We start from the raw sequence: 25,248 nt of genomic DNA on the forward strand, positions 1-25,248 counted from the left end.
GGTAATTTCCTTCGATTATACGCAATTACGGCGTCAAAACAGTGAAGGCTGCTGAGGTTCTTCGGGAGGAAGTGATTTCGCGGCGCGCATTTTGCGCAGCCAACGCTGGCGACACAGACGCAGAACCTCCTGCTTTTGCGTGTCGCTCATGTGCTGCCAGTTGAAACGTTCATCCCGGCTCCGCATACAGCCGCGGCAAAAGCCCTTATCATCGGACTGGCAAATTCCCCGGCACGGGCTCTGGATAGGGAAAAACTCCAGTTGTTCTGGCACTGTCCTCTCCTGCAATGCAAGCGTCTACTTCTATTGAAGACTGCCAGGTCATAACGCGCAACCCCTAAAGCGCATTGTTTGCCAATTGCAACAGACCGATTGGTCTAGTACAGTAATCTGATGACCAGACATACCGAACACGACACACGCGAACATTTACTGGCGACCGGCGAGCGGCTTTGCATGCATCGCGGGTTTACCGGTATGGGCCTGAGCGAATTACTGAAAACAGCCGAAGTACCGAAAGGCTCTTTCTATCACTATTTTCGCTCGAAAGAGGCCTTCGGCGTGGCATTGCTTGAGCGTCATTACGCCGGGTATCACCAGCGACTGGCCAATCACTTTGCCAGTGGCGCAGGAAATTACCGTGACAGAGTGTTGGCCTACTACCAGGAAACGCTCAATCAGTTTTGTCAGCAGGGCATCATTAGCGGTTGTCTGACGGTGAAACTCTCTGCTGAAGTGTGCGATTTGTCGGAAGATATGCGTGCAGCAATGGACAAAGGCGCCAGCGGTGTCATCGCCCTCCTCGCAGATGCGATTGAAAAAGGACGGCGCGAGCAAAGTCTGTCTTTCGCTGGCGATGCGTTCACCCAGGCGCAGGTGTTGTATGCGCTGTGGCTCGGAGCTAATTTGCAGGCAAAAATTTCGCGCAGCGCCCTTCCGCTGGAAAGCGCGCTGGCGCATGTGCAATCCATCATTACCACGTCTGAATAATTCAGGCGTTTTTATTTCTTTTACCACTAGTCGACCGGTCTATTCAGGAGTTGTTATGTCGAGTAAATTATTTACGCCGCTGAAAGTGGGCGCAATTACCGTACCAAACCGTGTTCTGATGGCGCCGCTGACGCGCTTGCGCAGTATTGAGCCGGGCGATATCCCGACGCCATTGATGGCGGAGTACTACCGCCAGCGCGCCAGTTCCGGTCTGATTATCAGTGAAGCCACGCAGATTTCCGCGCAGGCAAAAGGTTATGCCGGTGCGCCAGGGCTGCACAGCCCGGAACAAATCGCCGCATGGAAAAAAATCACCGACGCAGTACATGGTGATGACGGTCGTATTGCTGTACAACTGTGGCACACCGGTCGTATCTCTCATAACAGCCTGCAACCCGGTGGCGCAGCGCCAGTAGCCCCTTCCGCCATCAGCGCAGGTACCCGTACCTCACTACGTGATGCCAACGGCAATGCCATTCGTGAAGATACCTCCATGCCACGCGCGCTGGAAACCCACGAAATTCCGGGCATCGTTGACGATTTCCGCCAGGCCGTTGCCAATGCGCGCGAAGCCGGTTTCGATCTGGTCGAACTGCACTCCGCCCACGGCTACCTGCTGCACCAGTTCCTGTCGCCTTCCGCTAACCACCGTACCGATCAGTACGGCGGCAGCGTCGAAAACCGTGCCCGTCTGGTGCTGGAAGTGGTCGATGCCGTGAGCAAAGAGTGGAGCGCCGACCGTATTGGTATTCGTGTTTCTCCGATTGGCTCGTTCCAGAACACCGACAACGGCCCGAATGAAGAAGCTGACGCGTTGTATCTGATTGAAGAGCTGGGCAAACGTGGCATCGCCTATCTGCATATGTCCGAGCCGGATTGGGCAGGCGGCCAGCCTTACACCGAAGCCTTCCGCCAGAAAGTACGTGAACGCTTCCATGGACCGATTATCGGCGCAGGTGCTTATACCCCGGAAAAAGCGGAAGATCTGATTGAAAAAGGCTTAATTGATGCCGTCGCCTTTGGCCGCGCCTATATTGCTAATCCGGATCTGGTAAAACGCCTGCAGTTGAAAGCCGAGCTGAACCCACAATTCCCGGAAACCTTTTACGGTGGTGGCGCCGAGGGCTATACGGACTACCCAACGTTGTGATCCTCTGATTGTTGATTGATAGCGGCGGCTTCCCGCCGCTATACTAAAACAGTGTTTCTGACCGCAAGGTTAAACCATTTATAAAAGAGGACATTATGCGCTTACTTCACACCATGCTGCGCGTTGGCGACCTGCAACGCTCCATCGATTTCTATACCAACGTGCTGGGAATGCAACTGCTGCGCACCAGTGAAAACCCGGAGTATAAGTACTCTCTGGCGTTTGTGGGCTATGGCCCGGAAACCGACGAAGCGGTGATTGAGCTGACCTACAACTGGGGCGTAGAAAGCTATGACCTGGGCACCGCTTACGGTCACATTGCCTTGAGTGTGCCAAATGCGGCAGAAGCCTGCGAAGCGATCCGTAAAAATGGCGGCAACGTTACGCGTGAAGCGGGCCCGGTTAAAGGCGGCACCACCGTTATTGCCTTTGTCGAAGATCCTGACGGCTACAAAATTGAGCTGATTGAAGAGAAAGACGCAGGCCACGGTCTGGGTAACTGATCCTTTCGGGCGCTCTTCGCGCCCGCTGTTTTACATCCCTTCGTAAAATTTGCCATAATGCGCTGCCATTTTTCCGTCTCAAGAGATCCTGATGTCCGATAACGCTCAACTTGCTGGTCTGTGCGACCGTTTTCGCGGTTTTTATCCTGTCGTGATTGATGTCGAAACCGCAGGGTTTAACGCCAAAACCGACGCGCTGCTGGAAGTCGCCGCCATTACCCTGAAAATGGATGAAAACGGCTGGCTGATGCCAGACACTACGCTGCACTTTCACGTTGAGCCATTTGAAGGAGCAAACTTGCAGCCGGAAGCGCTGGCCTTCAACGGTATCGATCCGACCAATCCGCTGCGTGGCGCGGTGAGTGAATACGATGCGCTTCATGCCATATTCAAAATGGTACGCAAGGGCATCAAAGATCAGGGCTGCAATCGTGCCATCATGGTGGCGCATAATGCTACGTTCGATCACAGTTTTATGATGGCCGCCGCAGAACGCGCCTCGCTGAAGCGCAACCCGTTTCACCCCTTTGTCACTTTCGATACCGCGTCACTGAGCGGCCTCGCCCTCGGACAAACGGTGTTATCAAAAGCCTGTACCGCTGCAGGCATTGCTTTCGATGCCACACAGGCACATTCCGCCTTGTACGATACTGAGCAAACCGCCCTGCTTTTCTGCGAAATCGTTAACCGCTGGAAGCGCCTTGGTGGCTGGCCGCTTCCGCCTGCCGAACCACAGGCATAAAAACCCATCTCGCCAGATGACTGGCTTTGATTATCTTGTTTCTGGCAGGCCTCGGTGCCTGCCGGAAGATACGCCCACCCCGACTCCAGCGCACAATACCCCCCGTCGCAGGCTGTTTTGGTTTCTCGCGCTCGTTTGTCTCTTCTCCTGCATTGTAAAAAACATCCTTCATCAGCGCATTTTTTGATTACCGGCGATAACTATTTTTTACCGTGATGGCTGAACGCATCACATATGCTTAACTTTATAAAATATCGTTATAACAACAAAAAACTCATAAACATGCTGAATTGGCTAAGAATACATAAGATGTAATAAAAAGAACTTTTATCTGTAAATTATTATTTTATTAGATTTGAAAACCACAAAATTAAAAATAACACAATTAATATGTATGGAAAATCACAAATGAAAGCTTAATTATCCCATTTACCCTTCCAGCATAAAATTTGCGTCAGTGCAGCCGATGATCCTTTTGCGTACCTGAATGATGTCCTATGCATGGGTTAATGATTAGCAAAGCAAATGCGTTACGCAGCAACATCCTGTTAACACATCTTCACAGAGGTACCCATTTGGAGATTCTTTAAATTAAGGTGAACTGATGCACATGTTAAAAATTTTCGCTTTTGCGATTTGCGCGCCACTGGCTTATTCAGCCATGGCAGAACCTCAACCTCCAATGTTTAACTGGGATCACGTTACTGCGGGTGTGAACCTGGGCTCACTGGGTGGAAAAACCAGCGAAAGGGCATATTCCCCGGCACAAGGGGGACGTAAAGTCAGCCAACTGGACTGGCGTTATAGCAACGCGGCGGTGATTCAGGGCTCGCTGGAATGGAGTGCCATGCCGTGGTTTTCGCTTGGCACCTCAGGCTGGACCACCTTCACCCGCAAAGAAGGGCGGATGGATGACTATGACTGGCAAAGCGCCTCTCAAAATGGCTGGACAGATCATAGCTCACACCCGAATACGCATCTTAATTTTTCCAACCAGTTCGATATTCACGCGACCGGCTGGATTTTCAAATACCCTGAATGGCGCATGGGTGTCATGGCAGGGTACCAGGAGAGCCGCTTTAGCTTTAACAGCCGTGGCGGGAGTTATAGCTACAATAACGGCGCTAATACCGGCACCTTTGCGCCAAATGTGATGAGTATCGGCTATAAACAGCGTTTCAGCGTACCGTATATCGGTGTTACCGGTCAGTACCGTTACCGGGATTTTGAAATCGGCGGCACATTTAAATACAGCGCATGGGCGCGGGTTACAGGAAACGATGAGCATTACCTGAGGACCCTGACCTTTACCGATAAGAGCAGCGGCCAAGATTACTTTTCGCTGGCAGCCAATGTCGGTTATTACGTCTCGGAAAATGTCAAAGTTTATGTCGAAGGGACCTGGAATCGTGCAACCAATAAAAAGACCAACGTTAACGTCAATAACTACCGCAGTGGCGTTTCGACAGACTACAGAGACGCTGGCGGCATAGAAAATTACAACTTTCTCACCACAGCGGGAGTGAAATACACCTTCTGATGTAAAGATGCTGCTATAGGAGTCGGTGTTGATTACATCAAAGAAGATATATCCAGCGCCTTAAAACAGGGTCTGCCCTTCAGTGAGATTTAATTCCGGCACGTTAACTTAGGGTCAAAACCCATCGAGGACCGCGTCCGCAGGCTGTGGTTTTCTTCTGCAGTAAAAAAGGGTTCATGCACAAACATGAACCCTTTGACGTTTATGGAATATCAGGCGAGCCTTATTCCGCTGACGGCTGGTCTTTATGTTTTGCTGCAGTCTCTTGAATCAGGGGAACCAGTTCGCCACGCTGGTACATCTCAATGATGATGTCACAGCCGCCAATCAATTCGCCTTCCACCCACAGTTGCGGGAAGGTCGGCCAGTTAGCATATTTCGGCAGTTCAAAACGGATATCCGGATTTTGCAAAATATCCACATAGGCGAAACGTTCGCCACAGGCAGTAAGCGCCTGTACAGCCTGCGCGGAGAAGCCACAGCTTGGCAGCTTCGGAGAACCTTTCATGTACAGCAGAATCGGGTTTTCAGCGATTTGACGTTCGATTTTTTCAATAGTCGTGCTCATTGTCTTACTTCCTTCAACATCTTCGGCAGATACAAACATTGTAACGGCTCATGCCTCTAACAGAAAATAACAATTTGTTAGCGTTTTACGTACTGCTTTCTAAATGTTTCATCTAAACGATGAATGTGCACAATTCGGATTGCGCCTGTTGCTTAACTCTTACTCACGATCGAAACGTTTTGCCGCTTTTTTTTGCGCTTGTTAACGAAACGAAGCTATAGATGCAAAAACACTATTAACTTTTGGGCTTTTTATGGATTAGAATCGACGGGTTTTGAAAATCATATGCATGCATGTTTAATGCCTGCTCTAACAGGGGATTGCTCAGTGGCGCGGATACCTAAGGCTTCAGTCACGCTCTGTGCTTTGTTGTTCACTACGCTTTCTTTCACGCCATTAGCCAGCGCTTCTGAACAAGCGCGAGCGTCGGCCGTGCAAAAATCGCATCTGGTGAAAGCATCCGAACGTAAGAAAAAAAGCACTTCACAAAAGACCACAAAGAAAAACAGTCGCAATGCAGTAACAAAAACAACCACTAAAAAAACCACGGAGACCAAAAAGTCTTCAGTAAAGAAAGTCACCACCAGCAGCAAAGCCAGCCAACTCTCTTCGCGTCGTAGCAAGCCCAGCCAGGTTAAAACCGCAACCGTCACCTGGACGGAAAAATGTACGCCGCGCAAAGGCCACAAGCCACACTGTATAAAAGTCAAAAGCAGCAAACCGGCAACCATTGCTGATGCGCACAAAGTTCGCATCCAGAAAGCGCAAAAAACGGCGATGTCTAAACTGATGAATCAGATTGGCAAACCGTATCACTGGGGTGGCACCTCACCGAACACCGGGTTTGATTGCAGTGGTCTGGTCTACTACGCCTATAAGGATCTGGTGAAATTCCGTATTCCACGTACCGCCAATGAAATGTATCACCTGCGTGATGCCTCGCCCGTGAACGTGGCTGAACTGGAAAGCGGCGACCTGGTATTCTTCCGCACACAAGGGCGCGGGACTGCCGATCATGTCGGCGTATACGTAGGCAACGGCAAATTCATTCAGTCGCCTCGCAGCGGCCAGGATATTCAGGTGACGTCCCTGAGTGAAGATTACTGGCAGCGTCACTATGTCGGCGCACGTCGCGTTGTCACGCCGAAAACCATCCGCTAATTTCATCACCTGCCGCGCAGGCGGCAGGTAACTCTCTCTTTTGCCAGCGCTTTCTATTTGCTACTCTATCCATACACTCAGTAGGGCTATTGAGTGTATTAAAATAATGAAGGAGAGCAGCAATGTCGTTCGAATTACCTGCATTACCGTATGCAAAAGACGCCCTGGCGCCACATATTTCGGCCGAAACACTCGAATACCACTATGGTAAGCACCATCAGGCCTATGTCACAAACCTTAACAACCTGATCAAAGGCACCGCGTTTGAAGGCCAGACGCTGGAAGCGATCATCAAAAACAGCGAAGGCGGCGTGTTCAATAACGCAGCGCAGGTCTGGAACCATACTTTTTACTGGCACTGCCTGGCCCCTCATGCAGGTGGTGAGCCAACTGGCGAACTGGCCGCTGCCATTGAGACATCCTTCGGCAGCGTGGCCGACTTTAAGGCGCAGTTTACTGAAGCAGCAGTGAAAAACTTTGGCGCAGGCTGGACCTGGCTGGTGAAGAAAGCGGATGGCGGACTGGCGATTGTATCGACCTCGAATGCCGGTACACCGCTCACTACCAATGCCACGCCGCTGTTAACGGTGGATGTCTGGGAACATGCTTATTACATTGACTACCGTAACGCCCGTCCGAACTATCTGGAACACTTCTGGGCGTTGGTAAACTGGGAGTTTGTGGCAAAAAATTTCGCCGCCTGAGATGACAGGAGGGGAAATCTCCCCTCCTGCTTAATCACTCTAGCGCAGTACAGACACGCTCCGCTTGCGAACGACGGGTAAACAGCACCAGCAGCAGTCCCAGCCCGGCGATGATCGCCCCCATCACCGGCACAAAGGCGTAACCCAGACCACCCGAAATCACCGCACCGCCGGCGGCGGCACCCAGCGCATTACCGAGATTAAATGCCCCAATATTGACAGAGGACGATAAGCCAGGTGCCTCATGCGCGACACGCATCACGCGCATCTGCAGCGGTGGCACCACAGCAAAGGTCGCCGCACCCCAGATCACCATACTGATAGCCGCACCTGCCTGACTTTGCGCCAGCAACGGGATCGCCAGCATAATAGCTATCAGTAGCACCAGAAAACCTTTCAGCGTAGCGGTTACAGAACGATCCGCCAGCTTACCGCCCAAATAATTACCAATCGAGAAGCCGACACCGATTAATACCAGCATGGCGGTAACAAAGACCGGCGTTGCGTCAGTGATGGTGTGCAGCACCGGCGCAATATAGGTATAAAGCGTGAACATCGCACCGGCGCCCAACACCGTCGTGAGCAGTGCCGATAAGACTTGCGGACGCAGCAACACGGCCAGCTCTTTACGCACATCGGGGCGCTCGCCCGCGCCACCTTTCGGCAGCGAGAAAAACAGGCTCAGCATCGCTATCACGCCCAGGCCTGCGGTAGCTAAAAACGACATCCGCCAGCCGATGGTTTCGCCCATCCAGGTGGCTGCAGGCACGCCGCCAATATTGGCAATGGTTAGCCCCATAAACATGGTGGCCACGGCGCTGGCCTGTTTCTCTTTCACCACCACACTGGCTGCGACCACCGAGCCAAGACCAAAAAAGGCACCGTGGTTAAGACTGGTAACAATACGCGCCAGCATCAACGTGGCGTAATCCGGTGCGATTGCTGAAAGCACATTACCGAGCGTAAAAATCGCCATTAAAAAGATCAGCGCGTTACGTCTGCCGCGATGTGAAAGTAGCAGTGTCATTAACGGCGCACCGACCATCACACCGACGGCATATGCGCTAATCAACATCCCCGCCGCCGGAATAGAAACATCAACGCCGCGGGCAATCACTGGCAGTAACCCCATCGGGGAGAACTCAGTGGTGCCAATGCCGAAGGCGCCAATCGCCAGGGCAAGCAAAGGAAAATTCACTTTCATAGATAGACTCCGGAAACACCGTGTCGGTGGATGACACTGTTGTAGAAGCCAAAAGTATGACAGTAATCACAAAAAACAGCAGTTAGCAAAATGACAAAAGATTATTGCGGGTTTGATAACAATGGGCAGAAAAGCGGGCAAAACGGAGGGAGAAAAAGCCTCTCCCTCGCGCGGGATCAATGCAGAGCTGCGGTCAGAGCGCCGAAAACAATCAGGCTCAGAACGATAATGGTGGTGAACAGTGAATACTTCAGGTCGGTGCTCATCAATTTTCTCCGTTTTAATTTCCACACAAAAAGTGCGTTAGCGCATTTTTGCACAAATAATCATAAAAATCTTGCAGGAATTCGTGAGACGAATGTTTTATCTCTTCCCCTTTTGCTCAAGATCAGACAAAATTCGACGCTAAATTTATTAGCGTACCGGCCATTGACTCCCCTCCTGACGTCCAGTGTCTTTTTCCCGGCGTACCGCATTCCCTTTCGCGGGTACAGGGTGATTGAAGGCAAACGTTTACCTTATGTATTATCAGGAGCTTAAGATATGGTCTGGAGTGACATCTGATGGCAACGATCAAAGACGTAGCGAAGCGAGCAAACGTTTCCACCACAACTGTATCACACGTAATTAACAAAACCCGTTTCGTCGCCGAAGAGACGCGCAATGCTGTGTGGGCGGCGATCAAAGAGTTGCACTATTCACCCAGCGCCGTCGCGCGCAGCCTGAAGGTGAATCACACCAAATCGATCGGTTTGCTGGCAACCAGTAGCGAAGCGGCGTATTTCGCTGAAATCATTGAAGCTGTCGAGAAAAAGTGTTTTCAGAAAGGGTATACCCTGATTCTCGGCAACGCCTGGAATGACCTTGAAAAACAACGCGCTTATCTGTCCATGATGGCGCAAAAACGCGTCGATGGTTTGTTAGTGATGTGTTCGGAATATCCGGAGTCGCTGCTCAGCATGCTGGAAGAGTACCGCCATATTCCGATGGTGGTGATGGACTGGGGCGAAGCCAAAGCTGACTTTACTGACTCGGTGATTGATAACGCCTTTGAAGGCGGCTATATGGCTGGTCGTTATCTGGTGGAGCGTGGGCATCGTGACATTGGCGTTATTCCCGGGCCGCTGGAGCGCAACACCGGCGCTGGGCGTCTGGCAGGCTTTATGAAAGCCATGACCGAAGCCATGATCACCGTGCCGGAAAGCTGGATTGTGCAGGGTGACTTTGAGCCGGAGTCCGGTTATCGCGCTATGCAGCAGATCCTGTCGCAGGCGCACCGTCCGACAGCCGTCTTCTGTGGGGGCGATATTATGGCCATGGGCGCGCTCTGTGCCGCCGATGAAATGGGCTTGCGCGTACCGCAGGATATTTCGCTCATTGGCTACGACAATGTGCGCAACTCCCGTTTCTTTACGCCGTCACTGACCACTATCCATCAGCCGAAAGACTCGCTGGGAGAAACGGCGTTTACCATGCTGCTGGATCGCATCGTTAACAAACGTGAAGAATCGCAATCCATTGAAGTCCATCCGCGCCTGATTGAGCGCCGTTCGGTTGCTGACGGCCCGTTCCGCGACTACCGTCGTTAATACTTTTCGGTGGGAGCCTTCACTCCGGCTCCCGCAACCATTCCCGGTTCAGTGTTTCACTGTCGCCCAAATAGTCCAGCAACCAGTTTAGCGCTGGCGAGGCTTCGTTTTGTTGCCATGTCAGGCAACAGGCTGCATCCGGGAAGGGATTTTCAAGTTCCAGCGCTACCCAGTCTCCGCTTTCCAGCCATGGCCGGGCAAAATGCGACGGGACCATTCCCACACATACCCCTGCCGACAGACACGCTTCCGACGAGGCCCAATCCGGTACCAGCACCCTCTTCTGGTTATCCAGCAGCCAGGTGATCCGCTTTGGCAGAGAACGGGAAGTATCTTCCTGGATCAATGAAGGCCAGTTGCGCAACGTTTCATCACTCAACGGGCTGTCGAGGCTCGCCAGCGGGTGACGGCTGGAAACAACGCACTTCCAGCTCAACATACCCATATCGCGGAACGCATAGCGCCCGCCCACCGGGATCGCCTGAGTGGCACCAATAGCCAGTTCAACTCGCCCGTCGGCCAGCGCATCCCAGACGCCGTTAAATACTTCCTGGTAGACCTGCAATTCCACATCGTCGAAGTGACGATAAAAATCGACGATCAATTGCCGGGTTCGGGCGGGCCTGACGATATTATCGACGGCAATCGCCAGTTTCCCACGCCAGCCATTGGCAATCTGTTGACACCGCTGACGTGTGACCTGCATTTTTTTGATAACAGAGCGCCCTTCCTTCAAAAACCAGACGCCTGCAGGTGTTAATTCCACGTCACGGTGGCGACGCTCGAAGAGCGGAACCGCCAGCCACTCCTCCAGCTGGCGCACGGTATAGCTCACCGCAGAAGGCACACGATGCAACTCCTGCGCTGCGCCGCTAAAACTGCCATTCCGTGCGACAGCATCAACCACTTCAAGAGAATATTCAGACCACATAATCTGCCTGCAAAAAAATTGAAATCACCACGCAAATATTAGCGTTTCACAAGCAGCAATGCACTCCTTACACTCGACTCCCCTGAACACCTGCACAAGAGATAAAATATCACCATGCAACCTGGCAAAGGATTTTTAGTCTGGCTCGCGGGCTTAAGCGTACTGGGCTTTTTAGCCACCGATATGTACCTGCCCGCTTTCAGCGCGATACAGCAAGATTTACAAACCTCCTCCGCGGTGGTCAGCGCCACGCTCAGTTTGTTTCTCGCTGGCTTCGCTGTCGCGCAGCTGATTTGGGGGCCGTTATCGGATCGGTATGGTCGCAAACCTGTCCTGTTAAGCGGGCTGGCTATTTTCGCCATCGGCTGCCTGGGCACTCTATGGGTGCGGGATGCCACATTATTGCTGGTCCTGCGTTTTGTACAGGCTGTCGGCGTGTGTGCCGCTACGGTAAGCTGGCAGGCTCTGGTAACGGATCACTATCCGTCACATCGCGTGAACCGTATCTTCGCGACCATTATGCCGCTGGTCGGGCTGACACCGGCACTGGCACCGTTGCTGGGTGCCTGGATCCTCGCGCATCTCTCCTGGCAGGCCATTTTCGCCACGCTGCTGATGATTACCTTACTGTTGATGATCCCGGCGTTACGGCTTAAACCCTCAACAAAAGCAGCCGCGCATGACGCGCAGCCGCTGACTTTTATGGATCTGCTCCGCGCCAGAGATTATCGCGGTAACGTGATTATCTATGCTGCCTGCTCGGCCAGCTTCTTCGCCTGGTTGACCGGTTCGCCGTTTATTCTGCACGACATGGGTTATGGCCCCGCGGTGATCGGCCTGAGCTATGTGCCGCAGACGATTGCTTTTCTGATTGGCGGTTACGGCTGCCGCGCCGCCCTGCAAAAATGGCAGGGAGAGCAGTTATTACCGTGGTTGTTGAGCGGGTTCGCGCTGAGTGTAATGGCAACCTGGGCCGTGGGCTTTATGCCTGGCGTGTCACTCACCGCGCTGCTGATCCCCTTCTGTTTCATGGCAATGGCAAACGGCGCTATCTATCCCATTGTTGTGGCCCAGGCGCTACGCCCTTTCCCGCAGGCCACCGGCCGTGCCGCAGCATTGCAAAATACGCTGCAACTGGGGTTATGTTTCCTCGCCAGTCTGATGGTTTCCTGGCTGATTGCGACACCGCTGCTGACCACCACCAGCGTAATGCTATCAATGGTGGTGCTGGCAACGGTTGGTTATCGCCTGCAACGTGCCCAACACCGTGACGCCACTGCAACAGATACCGTCACCACCTCGCGGTAAACATCGCATAGTCGCGCCAGCGACTATGCTTAAGTCACTGATTAGCATGCTAACAGTTTTCTGTTGAATCACCTGATATTGAAGCCTATACTAAATTTCGCTGTTCTATAAATACGATAAATATTATCAATTAACGGGCGTTGGATAGCGCCCGTTGTGCCATGGAAGACCATTCTGGCAAGGGTCGTCTCCCTTCCTCTGTTCTACGTCGGATATCAGCCTCACGGCGAAAACCGTGAGATTTCTCACAAGCCCGAAAAAGCGTCTACGCTGTTTGAAGGTTCTGATCACTGATGAGTGATGGAGAAGTTATGAGTTCATCGTGTATAGAAGAAGTTAGCGTACGGGATGATAATTGGTTCCGTATAGCAAACGAACTACTGAGCCGCGCAGGTATTCAGATTAACGGTCCTGCGGCGTCGGATATTCAGGTGAAAAATCCTGATTTTTTTAAACGCGTATTACAAGAGGGTTCGCTCGGACTCGGCGAAAGTTATATGGACGGCTGGTGGGACTGCGACCGTCTGGATATCTTCTTTACCAAAGTGCTCCGCGCTGGCCTCGAAAAACAACTCCCGCACCACTTAAAAGATACACTCCGCATTGCCGGAGCAAGATTATTTAATCTGCAAAGTAAAAAACGGGCCTGGATTGTCGGTAAAGAGCATTACGATCTTGGTAATGATCTGTTTACCCGCATGCTGGATCCACAGATGCAATACTCTTGCGCCTACTGGAAAGAGGCCAAAACGCTGGACGACGCACAACGGGCTAAGCTGACGCTTTGCTGTGAAAAGCTGCAGTTAAAACCGGGTATGCGCGTGCTGGATATTGGTTGTGGCTGGGGTGGTCTGGCGCAATTTATGGCGCAAAATTATGGTGTCAGCGTGGTGGGCGTGACCATTTCTGCTGAGCAGCAAAAACTGGCGCGGCAGCGTTGCGAAGGGCTGGATGTGGATATTCGCCTGCAGGATTACCGCGATTTGCATGACCAGTTCGACCGCATTGTCTCGGTCGGCATGTTTGAACACGTTGGGCCGAAAAATTACGCCACGTACTTCAGGGTGGTTGACCGTAACCTGAAACCGGAAGGGCTGTTTTTACTGCACTCCATCGGTTCAAATCAGACTGACCATAATGTTGACCCGTGGATCAACCGCTACATTTTCCCTAACGGCTGCCTGCCTTCAGTGCGCCAGATAGCCGAAGCCAGCGAACCCCATTTCGTGCTGGAAGACTGGCATAATTTTGGCGCCGATTATGATCGTACACTGATGGCATGGTATGAGCGTTTTCTTGCCGCCTGGCCGGAAATCGCCGACAACTACTCCGAACGTTTTAAACGTATGTTCAGTTACTACCTGAACGCCTGCGCGGGCGCTTTCCGTGCACGGGATATTCAGCTTTGGCAGGTTGTTTTTAGCCGGGGTGTGGAAAACGGGTTGCGCGTCGCGCGCTAACGCATGTCGCAGAGGACCAGAGGCCGCCCTGTTTCCAGTGCGGCCTCTGTTATTTTGCCCGTCAGGATCACTCTTCGTTGATCACCACAACAGCGGCTTCTTTCGCGGCCAGCACACGTTCTACCGTATCCACGACCGCCTGCGTTTGCGGATCGATCTCAATATTCACGCGATGACCCAGTTTCTTCGCCCCAAGCGTAGTGCGCTGTAATGTTTCCGGAATCAAATGAACGCAGAAACGCGTGGGCGTGACTTCACCCACCGTCAGGCTGATACCGTCAATGCCGATAAAGCCTTTATAAAGAATGTATTTCATCAGTGCAGGATCCTGCACCTTGAACCAAATCTGCCGGTTATTTTCGGAGGTGAGGATTTTGACGATTTCAGCGGTGGTCATAATATGGCCGGACATTAAATGCCCGCCGATTTCGTCGCTAAATTTGGCGGCGCGTTCAACATTGACCGTATCCCCGATCTCTAATTCACCGAGGTTAGTAATCCGCAGTGTTTCTTTCACCAAATCAAAACTGATATGGCTACCGTTGATCGCCGTGACCGTCAGGCAACAGCCATTATTGGCGATCGACGCACCGGTTTCGATGCCCTCCAGCATATACTCAGGGAGTTCAACAACGTGGGTGCGGAAATTGGGTTTATCATCAATAGACACCAGTTTTGCCGTGCCCTGTACAATACCAGTAAACATACCTACCACTCCTGTTACCATTCATACGGCGTGACCGTTTTCTTTACGCACAATAACAGGTGAAAATTGCCCTTGCCAGTCACAATCCCGGGGGCACCCGTTTTCCCTGACAGATGATGATAAGTTGTGCAAATCAGCGCCCGATAAGAAATAATTTTGTTCTATGGTTAACGTGGCAAAAAAAGCACATAGCAGGTACTATTTGAGCACATGCCACATTTATTACGCTGTGGCATCGTTTAGCACAAGGATAAAACTCCTTCCTGATTAGCTGTTCCATTCTCTCTAATAACTACAAAACAATATAAAAGGTGTTCACGTGCAGAAGTATGTTGCAGAAGCGCGTCAATTGCTGGCCCTCGCATTGCCAGTTATTTTCGCGCAGGTAGCCCAGACAGCGATGGGCTTCGTTGATACGGTGATGGCCGGGGGTTACAGCGCCACAGATATGGCGGCTGTGGCCATCGGAACCTCTATCTGGTTTCCCGCGATTCTATTTGGCCATGGGTTGTTGCTGGCCATGACCCCGGTCATTGCCCAACTTAACGGTTCGGGTCGTCGCGATCGCATTGCGCACCAGGTCGGGCAAGGTTTCTGGCTGGCAGGTTTTGTCTCATTACTGATCATGATTGTGCTGTGGAATGCCGGGCATATCATTCATGCGATGCAGAACATTGACCCGTTACTGGCCGAAAAAGCGGTACGTTTTTTACGTGCGCTGATGTGGGGCGCGCCGGGTTACCTCTTTTTCCAGGTCATGCGTAACCAGTGCGAAGGCCTTGCCCGTACCAAACCCGGCATGGTAATGGGATTTCTTGGGTTACTGGTCAATATTCCGGTGAACTATATCTTTATTTATGGCCATTTTGGCATGCCGGAGCTGGGCGGTGTGGGTTGCGGTGTAGCGACCGCCTCCGTCTACTGGGTGATGTTTATTGGTATGCGGTTGTATGTAAAACGCGCCCCTGCAATGCGGGATATTCAAAAAATGCAGCGTTTTGCCAAACCCGATGCCGGGGCGCTGAAGCGCCTGACGCAACTGGGGTTGCCTATCGCACTGGCGCTTTTTTTCGAGGTCACGTTATTTGCCGTTGTGGCCCTGCTGGTTTCGCCACTCGGTATTATTGATGTTGCCGGTCACCAGATTGCGCTCAACTTTAGTTCACTGATGTTTGTACTGCCGATGTCGCTGGCGGCTGCGGTGACAATCCGCGTGGGCTTTCGTCTTGGGCAGGGTTCGACACTCGATGCCAAAACGTCAGCCCATACCGGGTTGATTGTCGGTGTCTGTATGGCAGCGCTCACAGCGATTTTTACCGTGCTGATGCGCGAGCACATTGCCCTGCTCTACAACAAAAATCCGGAGGTGGTCGCGCTGGCATCACATCTGATGTTATTAGCGGCGATTTATCAGATCTCAGATTCTGTTCAGGTGATCGGCAGCGGTATCCTGCGTGGTTATAAAGACACACGCTCAATCTTCTATATCACCTTTATTGCCTACTGGGTGCTGGGATTGCCCGCAGGTTACACGCTGGCATTGACGGATGTGCTGGTCGACAGGATGGGCCCGGCGGGGTTCTGGACAGGCTTTATTATTGGCCTGACATCGGCTGCAATTATGATGATGCTGCGCATGCGTTTCCTGCAACGCCAGCCTTCGGCGACAATTTTGCAGCGCGCTGCGCATTAAAATGGCGGTAGCCGCCCGCTGGCGGCTACTTTCACGACGTTTTGTTCAGTTGTTCCGCAATCGGGTGAATTCAGGAAGAAAATTGCCATTTTCTGCTTGCCACTTCCCTGACCTGCCGCTAATATTCGTCCCCGTTGTCAACCGCAACACTGCGTTCATAGCTCAGTTGGTTAGAGCACCACCTTGACATGGTGGGGGTCGTTGGTTCGAGTCCAATTGAACGCACCATCCTTCTTCAGTGCGTCCGTAGCTCAGTTGGTTAGAGCACCACCTTGACATGGTGGGGGTCGGTGGTTCGAGTCCACTCGGACGCACCATTCTTAGTAAATCTCAGTTTCTTTCCCGGTTTTTCATCTCAGCATAAATACCACTGCCGCACCTTAGCGACAGTAATCATGCAACCTTTCCGTATTCGCTGAAAAAACAGGCATAAAAAAACCGCACCTTTCGGCGCGGCTTTTCGTTTTACAGTCTGGCTATCAGAAACCGACTTTCAGCGTGATTTGACCGCCGTAGCCCCCGGTGCCCGCATCGTTGATGCTCCGGGTATAGCCTGCGCGCACTCCGAGGGTAACGTTGTCGCGGATCTGGCCGTCGATGCCGACATCCAGTGCTGCCGCTGCCCCGTCCTGATCCGGATTAAATGCGACCTCACTGCCTGCTACGCCTGGCGCGTTGACGTTCAGCGTGCCCTTCGAATCAAAGGTCTGGATAAAGGATGGACGCACCCACCAGCTTACCGGTACGGGTTTGCCAGTCTCTTTCAGCGTCGCGTTGTTACCCAGACGCAGACCGGCACGTACTTGCTGGCTGTGACCGTCGCCAAACTGCACGTTTGCTACGTCATCATTACCATCTTTCAGGTTTACTCCGCGATACTGGTACTGCACCTGCGGTTCCAGCATCAGACCGCCGCCAATCTCAAACGGCAGACCGGTTTCGAAGGAGCCAACGTAGCCCCAGCCGTGGGTTTTGAGGCCGTCGCCGTCGCGCGGGTTGGTATCGAAGTTGTGGCGTGTACCCTGGGCCACCACATCCATCCACCAGCCACTCTCATGCACACCGTTGAGATAGAGGCCACCGCTGTAAGCATCGTCGCGTACCGTACCGGCTTTCGACTTGTTGTTACGCTGCACGTCGACGGCAGAAAGTCCCGCCGCACCGTATACGCCAACGCTCCACTCCATGGTAGAAGCCGATCCCTGCCACAGATCGCTCCCGATTTGCAGGAAGGTATAGCCGCCTTTACTGTCTGGTGTGTTGCCGCTGCGCAGATCGTTGCTGCCGTGATCGTGGCTCATCTGGCCGGCCTGGAAACGGGCCCACATGTTGCTACCACTTTCGGCTGCGGTACGTGCCGCATAGCGACGGGCATCCAGTGAACCGAGCAGCGCACTGTCGTAGTCCATGGCCTGAGCATAGACGGAGTTATAGAGATACATCGCCGAACGGTAGTTCTGCGGACCGTTCTCATTGCTGCCGGCGTCAGCAGTCGTCAGATACCAGCTCTGGTCGGCACTGCCCTGTTGCAGGGTGTAGTTATATGCACCTGCCTGCAGGCTGCCGCTAAGACTGAAGGCATCATCGGTAGTGGTCGCGCCGTTGATGGCATTCACCACCTGAATACCGTTTCCGGTAGTACGTGCCCCCAGACCGCCCTGACTACGGATGGCAATCTGTGTATTACCGGTAGCTGTGCCGCCGTCCAGCACCAGGCTGTCACTCACTGCGGTATTGCCGTTAAACAGCGTGTTCAGGGTAATGGTGCCACCATTGCCTACCAGATTGGTGACCGTCAGGGTTTTCGGAACGAAGGTCCCGGTCGGTGCCTGGAAATCAATCGAACCGCCCAGCGTCAGGTTATCGAGCAGGGAATTAGCGGTCATCAGCCAGTTTGATCCGGCATCAATGGTCAGATCTGTCGGGTCAATCATCCCGGTCAGCGAGGTGCCGTTGGTCAGCTGTAGTGAGGTGCCGCTCTGGGCGATGATGTCAGTCACGGCATCCAGCCCGCTGAATACCAGGGTGCCGCTCTGCAGGTAGGTACCGCCAGATTGTTCAAGCACACCGCTCAGGGTCAGGGTGTTATCACCCTCTTTATAGAGCGTACCGTTACCGATAATGGCCGCGTTAACGGTATTGTCGCTGGTATCCGTGGTGATATGCAGTTCGCCGCTGTTGTTAACGTTACCGGCAAGCGTTGCGCCGTCGTTGACCTGGGTTACGCCGGTCAGCATACCGCCCTCGGCAACGCTCAGTGTACCGTTCTCGCTTACCACGGTGTTGTTGGCACTGCCATCTGCAGCAACCAATAGCAGGCCGCCACTTTCCAGCAGTACGTTTTCCGCAACACTATTGGCAATGGAGAAACTGCCAAGCGCGTTGGTGCCGGTGAGCGTGGTGTCAGTGCCCGCCATCAGCGCTGCGCCGCTATTAAGGTTGATATTGGTGACCGTTGCGCCATCTTCCAGCGCCAGTATGCCGCCGCTTTCAATCGCTGTCAGATCCGCCACGCCCCCGGCGCGAACGAACTGGGCGCCGCCTTTGCTAACCGTAGTAGCAATAGCCGTGCCGCCGAAAGTGACGCTTTGGGTGCCATTTTCGCTGACGGTTGACGAGGCAACGGTGCCGCCCTGATTGACCACCTGATCGCCCACTACCCTGTTGTCGATAACGATCGCGCCATCATTAACGTTCTGGATCCCGCCCTCACGGATGAGGGTGGAGATGACCGTCCCGCCACTGCTTACGTTCTGGGTGCCGCCATCGTTAATGGTGGTGCTGATGGAGGTCCCACCGTTAAGCACATTCTGGATCCCGCCGGCCTGGATGACAGCAAGCACCGATGAACCTCCGCTGTAAATATTCTGGATGCCGCGCTCGTAGATCGCGGTGCGAGTTGCGGTCCCGCCCCGGTAGATATTCTGCACACCGTTCGCGGAAAGGTCGGTATCAACCGCACTGCCGCGAACATTCTGCTGGCTGGAGTTGATCATCGAGGTTTTCACTGCCGTTGCACCCGCCGCGATATTCTGCACCGCAAAATTATCCATCAGGGTGTTTTCCGCACGCCCACCGCTGTACAGGTTCTGAATACTGTTGCGGTTACGGGTATCGGTCACTACGGCACCGTCGTAAATCCCCTGCACCGCACCGTCGCTGAGCACGGTAGAGGTCGCTGAACCCCCGTCATAGATACGCTGTTCTGCATTGGTGATTTCCGACCCGGTGGTCGTGCCGAAGACCTCCTGAATGCCACCATCAATCACCACAGAGACTTCAGCATTGGCGTTTTTGTTAATCACCTGACGTCCGCCGTTTTTCACGATGCTGACAATCGACGTTCCATCAACCACTTGCAAGCCGCCATCGACAAAGGTGAAGTCAGTGACGCCGCCGGAGGCAACGTTTTGTCTGCCACCAGTGGAGATGGTCCCACCGTAGGTGTAACCGCCCGAGTTAACGTTCTGCACACCTCCCTTCTCGACGCGTGTTTCATAGGCCTGCCCGCCGCTGCCGATATTCTGCGTACCGCCCAGCAGGCGCGCAGCAAAGGATTTTGCGCCGTTATTGATGTGCTGCTCACCGCCGTTCAACACGGTGGAGATCGCCACTGCGGCGTTGCTGAGGATCTGCGTTCCGCCAGCGTTAATGACGCTCTGGCGTGACCAGCCGTACGGGTCAACGATTTGCAGGCCACCGTTATTAATCACCGCGTCGAACGATTGCCCGTCGACTCGCTGTACGCCACCGCTGTTAATCAGCGTGCCGCTGGCCTGACCGCTCTTGGTTACCAGTTGTACCCCGCCGTCGCTGATGCTGGTGCCAGACGCAGCGCCTTCTACCAGTTGGGTACCACCGCCAAACACCGTGCCGTCAGACGCCGCACCGCCGGCGGAAACGTGCTGCACCCCACCGTTATTCACGATCGAGCCCGCTGCGAGGCCGCCGTAGTTGACGAGTTGCAGACCGCCGTCATTCACCACTGAGGAAATGGCCGTGCCGTCTACGCTCTGTACGCCACCGCTGTTGATATGGGTTTCGGTGGTTTTACCGCTCGCGGTCACCAACTGCATACCACCATTATTCAGACTGGCACCGGAGGCAGTACCTTCTACCACCTGCTTGCCGCCACCGAAGATGGTGCCGTCAGATGCCGCGCCGCCGAGGCTGATGTGCTGCAGACCGCCGCTGTTCACTGTGGTGCCTGCCGCCAGGCCACCTTGATTCACCAGTTGGGTGCCACCGTTGCGCACCACCGCCGACGTCGCGTTGCCATCGACGCTCTGCACACCGCCGCTGTTGATCAGGGTGCCGGTCGCTTTCCCGCTGGTGGTAACGATTTGATAGGCGCCATCATTCAGGCTGGTACCCGCCGCCGTGCCCGCCACCACCTGTTTTCCGCCGCCGAAGATGGTGCCCCCAGCCGCCGCAGCGCCGAGATTGATGTGCTGCAGGCCGCCGCTGTTGACCGTGGTATCTGTCGCCAGGCCACCTTTATTCACTAGTTGGGTGCCGCCGTTGCGTACCACCGATGAGGTGGCATCGCCATCCACGCTCTGAACACCGCCGCTGTTGATGATGGTGTTGGTGGTTTTGCCGGTAGCCTGCACAATCTGCAGACCGCCATCGCTGATGCTGGTTCCGGACGCGGTTCCTGCTACCAGTTGTTTACCGCCACCGAAGATGGTGCCATCAGAGGCCGCGCCGCCAAGGTTGATGTGCTGCAAACCACCGCTGTTGATGATGGAGCCAGCGGCCAGCCCACCGCTGTTCACCAGTTGCACGCCGCCGTTATTCACGACAGCAGAGGTTGCCGAACCATCCACACGCTGCAGACCACCGCTGTTGATAAGCGCCCCTGTAGCAAGACCGCCCACCTGGACGTGCTGAATGCCGCCGTCGCCGATGACCGTGTCGCCCGCCAGCCCGGCTACCAGTTGCGTTCCGCCCAGCAGCGTCGTTTTGGAAGCCGCACCGTTGGCACGCACAATCTGTACGCCATCTTTATCGACGCGAGTGTTGTTCGCATGACCGCCGCTGCGGATCAACTGTTTGCCACCGGTATAGACGACAGTGCCATTAGCCGTGCCGTCAACATCCTGGAAACCGCCGTCATAGATTTTGCTGTCCGTCGTTTTCCCGGTAACGTGAACCTGCTGCACACCGCCTGAGTCCACACGGGTGTTGGAAGCCGTACCCTCAACAATCTGGGTGCCGCCATACAGCAGCGCATCTGAGGCTGCGCCACCTTCGTTGATGTGCTGCAGACCACCGGCGTTAACCAGCGAGCCCGCGGCAAGCGCGCCGGAGTGGATCAGTTGAACACCGCTATCATTGACCACGGCGGAGATCGCCGTGCCGTCTACCGCCTGCGTGCCGCCGCTGTTGATAATAGTATCGGTGGCTTTACCGGTAGCCTGGACAAGCTGGTAAGCGCCGTCGTTGATGCTGGTACCGGAGGCCGTGCCGGCAACAACTTGCCGACCGCCGCCAAACACCGTGGTGTCGGACGCGGCGCCGCCTTCATTGATGTGCTGCAGACCGCCGCTGTTAACGGTAGCGTTATCTGCCAGCCCACCACGGTTCACCAGTTGGGTGCCGCCGTCATAAATAACCGATGAGGTGGCTGTACCGTCCACGCGCTGCAGGCCGCCATCGTTGATCAGCGACCCGGTGGCGCTGCCGCCCACCTGCACGTGTTGTACGCCGCCTGCACCGATAATGGTGTCTGCCGCCACGCCCGCCAGTTGCTGAATACCGCCCAACAGCGTGGTGAAAGCGGTTGACCCGCCTGAGAGCACATTTTGAATACCACCGCTGTTGATCACCGCGCTGGTGGCGGCACCGCCGCTGCGGACTTTTTGCAGACCACCGTCATTCACTTCTGCTGAGAACGAGACGCCATCGACATCTTGTTCGCCGCCAGCGTTAACTACCGCATCACTGCTCATGCCACTGGCGTGAATCTGTTGCAGCCCGCCGTTATTGATGACGGTGCCAGAGGCTGCGCCTTCCACCAGTTGTGTGCCGCCGAGCAAAATGGCATCGGATGCCGCACCGCCTTCGCTAATATGCTGCAGCCCACCGGTGTTCACCACGCCGCCTGTCGCCAGTCCGCCGCGATTAATCTGCTGTGTACCGCCAGTATTGACGATTGAGGAGATGGCCTGGCCGTCTACAGTTTGCGTGCCACGATTGTTGATGATGGTACCGGTCGATTTACCAGTTTGCTGCACCAGCTGCGCACCGCCATCGTTGACGCTGGTGCCGGATGCGGTCCCCGCGACCACCTGGGTGCCGCCGCCAAACACTACGCCGTCGGAGGCTGCCCCGCCCTGATTGATATGCTGAACCCCACCGCTGTTCACGGCGGTGCCCGCCGCCAGCGCGCCGCTATGCACCAGTTGGGTACCGCCGCTGTTGACAACTGCGGAGATAGCGGTGCCGTCTACGGTCTGCGTACCGCGGTTGTTGATGATAGTGCCGGTCGCTTTGCCGGTTTGCTGAACCAGCTGTGCGCCACCGTCGTTGAGGTGAGCACCGGATACCGTGCCGGCCACGACTTGCCTGCCGCCGCCAAAGATGGCGGTGTCGGCAGCGGAACCGCCGACGTTAACGTGCTGGACACCGCCGCTGTTGACCGTTGCGTCCTGAGAAAAACCACCACTGTTGATGAGCTGAATGCCGCCAGCGTTAATGACGCCCTGCGCTGAACTGCCGTTAACGGCTTGCACGCCGCCATTGTTAATAATCGTCTGGCTTGCCACCCCGCTCTGCAGCACCGTTTGCACACCGCCAGCACCGACAACGGTGCCATTAGCCATACCGGCGACCGCCTGCTTGCCGCCGCTGTTAAGCTGCGAACCCGTTGCTGTCCCGTCTACTTCAACAATTTGAGTCCCGTCAGTGACAACGGTCCCGGTCGTCTGGCCGTTCTGACGCACAATCTGCGAGCCGCCATTCTGAACGCGGGTATCCACCGTCTGGCCACCCGCCACTATCTGGATGCCGCGGTTGCCGATAGTGTGGTTGGTAGTTAACCCACCGGTGCGTACGTTCTGTACGCCCTCCTGTACTACCTCATCCCGAGTCGATCCGGTGACATCCTCGGTGAACGCCATCGCCCCGCTGCTAGCAAACATGCCGCCCACCGCCGCTGCGATTAACACCGCGCCGCTTGCACGCTTGCCTTTCGCCCGGGTCAGTTCTGAAACCACCACAAACGCCCGCTGAACGTCATTCCACACCAGCCGGTAACTGCAGTTAAGACTCTTCTTCATTTAAATGTCCTCGAAACCCGTCTCTCATCCGTCAGGCGGCGTGTTGATCGGGGTCTGCCAATGCTGTTGTTTTGATGCCAAAGGGATTGCTTTGCAGGGCAATCAGCCGACGAAGATGGCCGATGACCTGCTTGCCAGTGATAAAACGAGTGCATTCGTACTGGCGTTCCGTGCCTTTGTGGCGCGGACACCAGAAATAGTCCTGATGATCAAAATTAAGCCGCACGTCATCCCAGCAGCCGTTGCAGACATGCGTGTTGATGACGCGCCAGGGTGTATGAAATTCGCTGTTCGGCAGGCTGAATCCACTGATTAGCACCACCGGAATACGACAGCCCCACGCAAGCCAGGAGAGACCACTGCCGAGGCCGATAAAAAATTCGGCGTGCTCCAGCAGCGCTACGCGGTCAGCGAGGGGCAGATCGCCGGTGAAATCTTCGGCGCCGTGGGGGATTTTGTTCCAAATGTAACCGCGGCCTACCACGCGCTCTTTGTCGATACACAACACGCGGTAACCCTGCTCTTTGAGATAGTCGATCACTTCATGCCAGCCGCTGCCGTTGTTCCAGAATTTGGCCTGACTGGTGGACTGAGTCGCAATGCAGACGTAGGGTTCGGCGATACGACGTGGGCTGCGCTGGCGCAGATCCGGAACAATTTCCGTAGGGTCGACGCCGAGAATATGCCCGGCACTGCGGTGCAGACCAACGGCTCGAAAATCAAATGGCTGTTTGTTGAGATCGCCATGAAAAAACAGCCCGACGCGCCAACTGGCATAGGGCGGCTCGCTCACGCCCGGCCCGGCCTGCCAGGCTTCAGGGGTAAAGCAATTGAGCTGCGGATAGACAGGCTTAAAAAGATCGACGATGGGCTGTGCCATGGTGCAATCAACGTTGCACTGGTATGTCTGTCGAAAGCGTTCGGCGTAGGGTAGCCAGCCAATGAGGTCACCCAGCGTACCGCAGGGAAATGAAACCAGTACCTTTTTGCCGCGCATGTCCAGAACGTGATCCAGCACGGGTTCCGACTGAACACCGTCCCAGACCCGCAGACGAAACCGCACGTAATACTTTTTTGTGCTGATCACCCAGCCCTGCGCGACATCGTCGGAAAACAGAATATTTCCCGTTTCTTCATCGCTTATTTCTACCCGCCAGTTGCCGGGCGGCAACAGTAACCGGGCGCCGTCATTAAAATCATACAGGATACCCATTGGCCCCTGCTGAGTAGGAATTTCTGGCGGTGAAATAAAAGCATATCCATGACCAACCACTGCGGAAGTCGTCATCGCCTAACCTTAATCATGAGTAAACGCATTAAATAAGGCTGGTAGTAAATAATAAGCGGGCACCAGCCGACCTCCGGATGCAATAATCCGGAGTGAATGTCTTTATAAATTTATTGAGTCTCGTTAAGAGTCGATTAATGGTAGTAATAAGGAGATTTATTGCAAATTCTTTCTAAAGCTTAAGATCTCTATATATCAATAACTTAGTTTTTGAACATTTTTAAGCCCGATCTCAATAACATCGAAAAAACAACCACTTACCACTCATCAAAAGCAAGAAATTTAGGATTATCCTTAAAGCAAATTTAGTGCGAAAAAGTGACAATCACTGGAAATATGAAATATATCCTCGCCTCTCTGGATGGCATTATGAAGATATATCCGCCTCGCTAAGATCAGAATGTAGAGCAAAACAAAATCGCCTCATC

General features: G+C 54.1%; 19 protein-coding genes and 2 tRNA genes. 13 read left to right on the plus strand and 8 right to left on the minus strand.

What is annotated here, in order from left to right; translation table 11 throughout:
• Positions 1 to 33: 33 nt before the first annotated feature.
• Positions 34 to 273, minus strand: a complete 240-nt coding sequence (locus tag ACUY4S_RS13345) for a DUF1289 domain-containing protein (protein WP_312686022.1) — start codon at positions 271 to 273, stop codon at positions 34 to 36.
• 120 nt (positions 274 to 393) lie between these two features.
• Between ACUY4S_RS13345 and ACUY4S_RS13350 the strand changes: the two genes are divergently transcribed.
• The 5 genes from ACUY4S_RS13350 (at position 394) to ACUY4S_RS13370 (ending at position 4,925) form a co-directional block, all read left to right on the plus strand.
• Positions 394 to 990: a TetR/AcrR family transcriptional regulator gene (locus ACUY4S_RS13350; protein WP_312686020.1), complete on the plus strand. Its 597-nt coding sequence runs from the start codon at positions 394 to 396 to the stop codon at positions 988 to 990.
• Positions 991 to 1,045: 55 nt separating this feature from the next.
• Positions 1,046 to 2,140: an alkene reductase gene (locus ACUY4S_RS13355; RefSeq protein ID WP_312686018.1), complete on the plus strand. Its 1,095-nt coding sequence runs from the start codon at positions 1,046 to 1,048 to the stop codon at positions 2,138 to 2,140.
• A 95-nt stretch (positions 2,141 to 2,235) separates the two neighbouring features.
• Positions 2,236 to 2,643 carry a lactoylglutathione lyase gene (gene gloA, locus ACUY4S_RS13360; RefSeq protein ID WP_312686016.1) on the plus strand — a complete coding sequence of 136 codons (408 nt, stop codon included), beginning with the start codon at positions 2,236 to 2,238 and terminating at the stop codon, positions 2,641 to 2,643.
• 91 nt (positions 2,644 to 2,734) lie between these two features.
• The gene (rnt, locus tag ACUY4S_RS13365) at positions 2,735 to 3,385 is read left to right on the plus strand and encodes a ribonuclease T (RefSeq protein ID WP_312686014.1); all 651 of its coding nucleotides are present in this window, start codon (positions 2,735 to 2,737) and stop codon (positions 3,383 to 3,385) included.
• A 604-nt stretch (positions 3,386 to 3,989) separates the two neighbouring features.
• Positions 3,990 to 4,925: an omptin family outer membrane protease gene (locus tag ACUY4S_RS13370; protein ID WP_312686012.1), complete on the plus strand. Its 936-nt coding sequence runs from the start codon at positions 3,990 to 3,992 to the stop codon at positions 4,923 to 4,925.
• A 223-nt stretch (positions 4,926 to 5,148) separates the two neighbouring features.
• Here ACUY4S_RS13370 and ACUY4S_RS13375 read toward each other — a convergent pair whose 3' ends face one another.
• Entirely contained in the window at positions 5,149 to 5,493 is a 345-nt protein-coding gene (locus ACUY4S_RS13375) for a Grx4 family monothiol glutaredoxin (protein ID WP_312686009.1), read from the minus strand.
• A 327-nt stretch (positions 5,494 to 5,820) separates the two neighbouring features.
• Between ACUY4S_RS13375 and ACUY4S_RS13380 the strand changes: the two genes are divergently transcribed.
• Together ACUY4S_RS13380 and sodB are read left to right on the plus strand one after the other, a co-directional pair.
• Positions 5,821 to 6,654, plus strand: a complete 834-nt coding sequence (locus ACUY4S_RS13380) for a C40 family peptidase (protein ID WP_312686007.1) — start codon at positions 5,821 to 5,823, stop codon at positions 6,652 to 6,654.
• 122 nt (positions 6,655 to 6,776) lie between these two features.
• Positions 6,777 to 7,358, plus strand: coding sequence for a superoxide dismutase [Fe] (gene sodB / locus ACUY4S_RS13385; RefSeq protein ID WP_458023327.1), 582 nt, complete (start codon positions 6,777 to 6,779; stop codon positions 7,356 to 7,358).
• A 34-nt stretch (positions 7,359 to 7,392) separates the two neighbouring features.
• Here the strand turns inward: sodB and ACUY4S_RS13390 are convergent, their stop codons facing one another.
• The gene (locus ACUY4S_RS13390; protein WP_458023326.1) at positions 7,393 to 8,562 is read right to left on the minus strand and encodes an MFS transporter; all 1,170 of its coding nucleotides are present in this window, start codon (positions 8,560 to 8,562) and stop codon (positions 7,393 to 7,395) included.
• A gap of 176 nt (positions 8,563 to 8,738) precedes the next feature.
• Complete coding sequence (gene cydH / locus ACUY4S_RS13395; protein WP_312686002.1) at positions 8,739 to 8,828, minus strand: cytochrome bd-I oxidase subunit CydH; 90 nt, start codon at positions 8,826 to 8,828, stop codon at positions 8,739 to 8,741.
• Positions 8,829 to 9,125: 297 nt separating this feature from the next.
• Between cydH and purR the strand changes: the two genes are divergently transcribed.
• Positions 9,126 to 10,151: an HTH-type transcriptional repressor PurR gene (gene purR / locus ACUY4S_RS13400; protein WP_312686000.1), complete on the plus strand. Its 1,026-nt coding sequence runs from the start codon at positions 9,126 to 9,128 to the stop codon at positions 10,149 to 10,151.
• A gap of 19 nt (positions 10,152 to 10,170) precedes the next feature.
• Here the strand turns inward: purR and punR are convergent, their stop codons facing one another.
• Entirely contained in the window at positions 10,171 to 11,082 is a 912-nt protein-coding gene (punR, locus tag ACUY4S_RS13405; protein ID WP_312685998.1) for a DNA-binding transcriptional activator PunR, read from the minus strand.
• A gap of 114 nt (positions 11,083 to 11,196) precedes the next feature.
• On the opposite strand from punR, the gene punC reads away from it, so the two are divergent.
• Both punC and cfa read left to right on the plus strand, forming a co-directional pair.
• Entirely contained in the window at positions 11,197 to 12,390 is a 1,194-nt protein-coding gene (punC, locus tag ACUY4S_RS13410) for a purine nucleoside transporter PunC (RefSeq protein ID WP_458023325.1), read from the plus strand.
• 311 nt (positions 12,391 to 12,701) lie between these two features.
• Positions 12,702 to 13,850, plus strand: a complete 1,149-nt coding sequence (gene cfa, locus ACUY4S_RS13415; RefSeq protein ID WP_458023324.1) for a cyclopropane fatty acyl phospholipid synthase — start codon at positions 12,702 to 12,704, stop codon at positions 13,848 to 13,850.
• Between the two features lie 67 nt (positions 13,851 to 13,917).
• Here cfa and ACUY4S_RS13420 read toward each other — a convergent pair whose 3' ends face one another.
• Entirely contained in the window at positions 13,918 to 14,556 is a 639-nt protein-coding gene (locus ACUY4S_RS13420; protein WP_312685992.1) for a riboflavin synthase subunit alpha, read from the minus strand.
• 319 nt (positions 14,557 to 14,875) lie between these two features.
• On the opposite strand from ACUY4S_RS13420, the gene mdtK reads away from it, so the two are divergent.
• The 3 genes from mdtK (at position 14,876) to ACUY4S_RS13435 (ending at position 16,566) form a co-directional block, all read left to right on the plus strand.
• The gene (gene mdtK, locus ACUY4S_RS13425; protein WP_312685990.1) at positions 14,876 to 16,249 is read left to right on the plus strand and encodes an MdtK family multidrug efflux MATE transporter; all 1,374 of its coding nucleotides are present in this window, start codon (positions 14,876 to 14,878) and stop codon (positions 16,247 to 16,249) included.
• Positions 16,250 to 16,400: 151 nt separating this feature from the next.
• Positions 16,401 to 16,477, plus strand: a tRNA-Val gene (locus ACUY4S_RS13430).
• 12 nt (positions 16,478 to 16,489) lie between these two features.
• Positions 16,490 to 16,566 (plus strand) — tRNA-Val (locus ACUY4S_RS13435).
• Positions 16,567 to 16,728: 162 nt separating this feature from the next.
• On the opposite strand, the gene ACUY4S_RS13440 is transcribed toward ACUY4S_RS13435, so the two are convergent.
• Together ACUY4S_RS13440 and ACUY4S_RS13445 are read right to left on the minus strand one after the other, a co-directional pair.
• On the minus strand, positions 16,729 to 23,532 hold the full coding sequence (locus tag ACUY4S_RS13440) for an AIDA repeat-containing protein (RefSeq protein ID WP_458023322.1): 6,804 nt from the start codon (positions 23,530 to 23,532) through the stop codon (positions 16,729 to 16,731).
• Between the two features lie 31 nt (positions 23,533 to 23,563).
• Positions 23,564 to 24,820, minus strand: coding sequence for an autotransporter strand-loop-strand O-heptosyltransferase (locus ACUY4S_RS13445; protein ID WP_312685986.1), 1,257 nt, complete (start codon positions 24,818 to 24,820; stop codon positions 23,564 to 23,566).
• Positions 24,821 to 25,248 lie beyond the last annotated feature (428 nt).

The sequence above is a fragment of the Kosakonia beeri genome (assembly GCF_054165705.1).

Bases quoted from the DNA above. Each gene is read 5' to 3' on its own strand.
- punC (WP_458023325.1), top strand. From the start codon at position 11,197: ATGCAACCTGGCAAAGGATTTTTAGTCTGGCTCGCGGGCTTAAGCGTA.
- ACUY4S_RS13375 (WP_312686009.1), bottom strand. From the start codon at position 5,493: ATGAGCACGACTATTGAAAAAATCGAACGTCAAATCGCTGAAAACCCG.
- ACUY4S_RS13370 (WP_312686012.1), top strand. From the start codon at position 3,990: ATGCACATGTTAAAAATTTTCGCTTTTGCGATTTGCGCGCCACTGGCT.
- ACUY4S_RS13440 (WP_458023322.1), bottom strand. From the start codon at position 23,532: ATGAAGAAGAGTCTTAACTGCAGTTACCGGCTGGTGTGGAATGACGTT.
- cydH (WP_312686002.1), bottom strand. From the start codon at position 8,828: ATGAGCACCGACCTGAAGTATTCACTGTTCACCACCATTATCGTTCTG.
- rnt (WP_312686014.1), top strand. From the start codon at position 2,735: ATGTCCGATAACGCTCAACTTGCTGGTCTGTGCGACCGTTTTCGCGGT.
- ACUY4S_RS13350 (WP_312686020.1), top strand. From the start codon at position 394: ATGACCAGACATACCGAACACGACACACGCGAACATTTACTGGCGACC.
- sodB (WP_458023327.1), top strand. From the start codon at position 6,777: ATGTCGTTCGAATTACCTGCATTACCGTATGCAAAAGACGCCCTGGCG.
- gloA (WP_312686016.1), top strand. From the start codon at position 2,236: ATGCGCTTACTTCACACCATGCTGCGCGTTGGCGACCTGCAACGCTCC.
- cfa (WP_458023324.1), top strand. From the start codon at position 12,702: ATGAGTTCATCGTGTATAGAAGAAGTTAGCGTACGGGATGATAATTGG.
- ACUY4S_RS13420 (WP_312685992.1), bottom strand. From the start codon at position 14,556: ATGTTTACTGGTATTGTACAGGGCACGGCAAAACTGGTGTCTATTGAT.
- ACUY4S_RS13355 (WP_312686018.1), top strand. From the start codon at position 1,046: ATGTCGAGTAAATTATTTACGCCGCTGAAAGTGGGCGCAATTACCGTA.
- punR (WP_312685998.1), bottom strand. From the start codon at position 11,082: ATGTGGTCTGAATATTCTCTTGAAGTGGTTGATGCTGTCGCACGGAAT.
- purR (WP_312686000.1), top strand. From the start codon at position 9,126: ATGGCAACGATCAAAGACGTAGCGAAGCGAGCAAACGTTTCCACCACA.
- ACUY4S_RS13390 (WP_458023326.1), bottom strand. From the start codon at position 8,562: ATGAAAGTGAATTTTCCTTTGCTTGCCCTGGCGATTGGCGCCTTCGGC.
- ACUY4S_RS13445 (WP_312685986.1), bottom strand. From the start codon at position 24,820: ATGACGACTTCCGCAGTGGTTGGTCATGGATATGCTTTTATTTCACCG.